Origin of the sequence: Mesorhizobium sp. M5C.F.Ca.IN.020.32.2.1, assembly GCF_004023105.1 — a bacterium.
GTDB classification, from domain to species: domain Bacteria; phylum Pseudomonadota; class Alphaproteobacteria; order Rhizobiales; family Rhizobiaceae; genus Mesorhizobium; species Mesorhizobium wenxiniae.
Window position 1 is genome coordinate 1 of record NZ_RZSX01000583.1, and the last position, 4,161, is coordinate 4,161.

General features: G+C 57.4%; 4 protein-coding genes. All 4 read right to left on the reverse strand.

Annotated elements, in window-relative coordinates:
• On the reverse strand, window positions 1-545 hold a 545-nt coding region (locus tag EOA86_RS24760), incomplete at its 3' end, for an alpha/beta hydrolase fold domain-containing protein (protein ID WP_164891955.1).
• A 63-nt stretch (window positions 546-608) separates the two neighbouring features.
• Window positions 609-1,415, reverse strand: a complete 807-nt coding sequence (locus EOA86_RS24765) for an MBL fold metallo-hydrolase (protein WP_128344074.1) — start codon at window positions 1,413-1,415, stop codon at window positions 609-611.
• 114 nt (window positions 1,416-1,529) lie between these two features.
• Complete coding sequence (locus EOA86_RS24770) at window positions 1,530-2,750, reverse strand: extracellular solute-binding protein (protein ID WP_164891956.1); 1,221 nt, start codon at window positions 2,748-2,750, stop codon at window positions 1,530-1,532.
• On the reverse strand, window positions 2,743-3,825 hold the full coding sequence (locus EOA86_RS24775; RefSeq protein ID WP_128344078.1) for a succinylglutamate desuccinylase/aspartoacylase family protein: 1,083 nt from the start codon (window positions 3,823-3,825) through the stop codon (window positions 2,743-2,745). The genes EOA86_RS24770 and EOA86_RS24775 overlap by 8 nt, the downstream gene beginning before the upstream one ends.
• Between the last annotated feature and the right edge of the window lie 336 nt (window positions 3,826-4,161).

Below are 4,161 nucleotides of genomic sequence, written 5' to 3' on the forward strand. Positions count from 1 at the left end.
GCAGTAGGAAAGGGGTTTTCAGGCGCAAGACTGTAGTTGAGGGAAAGGACCCGCAACCTGGCCTCGTTGGCGATAGCCTGACAGGCCCACTCTCCATTGGCCGTGGAACCTCTTGCCCACCCGCCACCATGCAGAAAAATGGCGACGGGGCCACTTTCGGTGTTAGTGGGGACAAACAGTCTTGCCTCAATTGGCCCGTGCCTTGTGGGTACGATCAGGTCGGCTTTCCCAGCGATATCCGGAGCCTCTTCGCACCAGTATTGCAGCAGTCTGGCCTGCTGCGCCCGGTTTTCAACAAGGGTCTTGGGTGCGCCGCCATCGGAAAGCTGAAGGGCTTCGTACCTGGCTTTCGTCTCGGCCATTTCGCAATTCAGTCTTGGATCTCTCGTCATTACTTTCTCGGTTACGGGATGGAGGATAATGTGGCTCTTATTGGTCAGGAAAAATCCGCTACGCGATGGCAGGCTGGTCAAAAGCGATTGCGGTTGCGCCGACAGAACGACAGGTCCTGGATTGGGCGAAACTGACAACTGATATGCCGTCATCGTGCCATTCGCTGGTCCGACATTTGCTTTGAGGTCGGTGGATGACACACGCCCGGTGGTCGATCAGGTATGATGGGAACGCCTTACCCCTCCAGACGAGTCGATCTCAATCCACTCGGCCGGCCTCAATACGAGCGCGTCGGGAACCGCTTCACCGCGCGACTGCGCAGCCGACAGATGTCTGATGAACTCATCCACCAAGGGGTCGTCCGGATTAGTATAGTGGCACGGCAACACAGTTTTCAGGCCCAACCACTGCGCCGCCAAAACGCCTTCAAGAGGCGACATATCGCTAGTCAACTTTTGACCGGCACCCGGACCGCCCATTCCGATGGGATTGGCAATTCCAACCGATCCCACCGTTGGCCGGTAGAGCTGACCGTGCAATTTCATGTCCGAGAAAATCGCCGTGTCACCGGGGTGATATAAGCGAATGTTCTCATGCAGATCCAGGATGAAGGCCAGCGGAATGCCGGAAGCAAAAGACCCATCCGGAAGGTTGAAATAAGAGCAATGCCGGCATTCGAGTGTTTGAACTTCGATGCCCGCCACCTTAAGCCTCATTCCCCAAGCCGTGACGCGTATGCGTTCGGCGGGAATACCGCTCGCCAGAAGATAGGCTTTGACCTCGCCGCCGCAGATGATGTCTGCATCAGTGTTCCGGGCGATTTCAGCCGTGTCCCCGAGATGATCCATGGCGGCATGAGTGACGATGATCAGGTCGACCTTGTCGAAGGATGCCGCATTTACGCGGCTGACAGGGTTTTGATTGAAACAGGGGTCAAGTAGGATTCGTTGCCCGTTCCGAATAATGATCTCGTAGGCGGCCACGCCAAAATACCGCACTCTCGCTTCTATTACACTGGACATGTCTTTTCTCTGCCTCGTCGACACCAAGTTGAGCCGAGCCATTTCGCCAGCGCGTAGCTGCGGAAATGAAGAAATGGACGGTGGGATGGGAAAAACTGCCACGTCCACAGTGGATCAATCGAGCAGTTCCTGCACCTCTTCGCTCATGCGGTTCATGGCATCCTTGGGGCTGGCCTTCAGCGTGATGACGTCCCGGAGGTGCGCCTTGATGACATCCGTGATCCGCAGGGAGTTTGCACCGGGGAACGAAAACCAATCGATTGCGGAACGAGCTGCTTCCACGGCAACCAGCCGGTTGTCCGCCGGGTCTGTCTCGGCCACGATCTTCTCAACCGCGATCTTGTTGCCCGGCACGTAGCCAGTAGTATCAAACATCACACGCTGCATTTCGACCTCCGACATGAACTTCATGAAGGTCCACGCGGCTTTCTGTTTTTCGGGGTCCTTGGAGGTCATCATTATGCAACTGCCGCCGGCAGGCAGCTTGCCATCGGCCTCCAGCGGGAAGGGGGCAACGCGGAAGTCGAAATTCGCCTGCTTCGTCAAATTGGTGAGAAAGCCGCTCGATGAGACCAACAGTCCGACAGACCCGCTGGAAAATGCCTGAAAGGCCTGACTGCGATCCATGTCGATCTGGCCGGCTTCGCCGAACATCTTCAGCACGTTGAGCCCGCGAAGGCCTTCGGCGCCGTTGAAAGCGATTTTAGCGTCATCGTCAGACAGCATTCGTCCGCCCTGAGAATTAATCAGCGCGGTATAGGTCCAATTGCCGGAGGCCAAATAATCGAAGATGGCGCCGACAGCACCGCCGTGCCGGGCAGAGATCATCGCTGCGGCACCGGTGATTCCCTCCCATGTCGTCGGTAGGTGCTCGGTATCGAGACCCGCTTCCTCCATCAGGTCGAGGTTGTAATAGACAACCGGGACCGAGATCACGTAAGGCAGGCCATAAGATTGGTCATTAAAATGGCAAAGCGCGTCGGACGTCGGCACATAGGACTCGCGTGCCCATTCGGCGTCGCCCGATAGATACGGATCGAGCAGAGCGACGAGACCGCGCGAATACGTCATCTTCGCCCGATTGTATCCTTGGAAAATCACGTCCGGCAAATCGCCCGTGACGTCGTTCCTGAGAAGGCGTTCCGTCAGGTCGTCATAGTCTTGCGCATCCGGCAGCTTCTTGACCTTGATATCGGGATAGGCGGCCTCGAAGCTCTTAAGTGCTGAATCCGGGACGAACGTCCTCACGGCAAGCACTTCGATCGACTCGGCAAACGTTGCGGTCGGGGAAATGAAGCTCAGAAAAGTCAGGAGAGCGGCTGGTACTCTAGACATGATTTCCTCCGTAATTGTCCTCTGCTGGTCTTTCGGTCGCGGATGGAGGCTCCTGCCAATCGCGGGCGAGGGCGAAAACGCAATCACCCAGCCTAGTGCGCGCAGGGACACGCCGGCACATGACAATGCCGGCGCTCCTGGAGTAGACCGGCTCCTGCGCTTTCCAGGGGGCATTTGTGTAGTGGATACGCCCGACGATCTGCCCGTCCGCCACCGCTTCGCCTAGCTTGACGAGGGGCTCGAATAGGCCTGTCTGCGTGCTGTCGGAATAGACATAATCGCGAGATGGAACGCGATGAACGATACGCGTCTCCGGCTCGGGTTCTGCGGTGTTCGGACCGGACAGAACACCGACGTGACGTAGAAGCCTCTCAAGCCCGCGTTCGGCGAGCGTCAGGTTGTCAAGCGACACCGTGCTACCGCCGCCAAGTTCCGTCGACATGTGAAACACGCCTGCCCTTCGGCATGCACCGATCATTGCTCCGTCGCCGCCCGTCGAATTCTCGATGATCATGCTAGTGGGCATTCCAAATGCCTTGAGGTAGCTCAGTGAGTGGTTGAACCGGTCGGGATCGTCGGAGCGGGCGATCGCACCGCATGGGGTGTATTCCATGCTGCTGCTGCCGGAATGGAAGTCGAAAGCGTATTCGACGCGCGGAAGGATTTCGCACTCGATCAAATGTGCGATCATAGCGGTTGGAGATCCATTCGGATCGCCCGGAAAATGACGGTTCAGATTGCCATCATCGAGGGGCGATATGCGCGCGTCGGCACGCACGGCCGGAGCATTGGCGGCGGGCAAGAAGATGATCTGCCCGCGGATGTCCTTTGGTTCAAGGCGGCGGATCAGCTTCATCAGCAGGATCTGCCCCTCATATTCATTGCCATGATTTCCAGCCATCAGCAGAACGCGTGGCCCCTCTCCATTGCGCACTGTCACAACGGGGATCGGCTCATAGCTGTAACCAGCGTCGTCACCGGACTTGTCATGCGCCGCGAGCGGCAGGCGGAAGTAGCCGCAGATCTTTCCTTCGGCATCCAGATCGATATCTGTCCAGATCTTCGAGCGAGACATCTAAACTCCATTCTTTTAGGAAAAGCCGGCCACGATTAGGTTCCGTCTTCGTTTGTGCCGCAATTGCCTCGTTGTAGAACGCGACGACCGGTGGATCGAAATCACTTGGTCGACCGGGCCGGGTTCCCCTTAAGCTAAGGGTTGCCCAGCCAGCAGGGCAGAAGCTGTCCGGTGCTTCGCTCGTTATTCGTCAATAGACCGCCGTCCTCCACTCGGGGTGGTTCGGGTCTTTTCCCGTGACGAGCGAGAAATAGATTTCCTGGAGCTTTGTGGTCAGGGAGCCAGGCTGACCATCGCCAACGGGAAGTCGATCGATCGATGTGATCGGCGCAATCT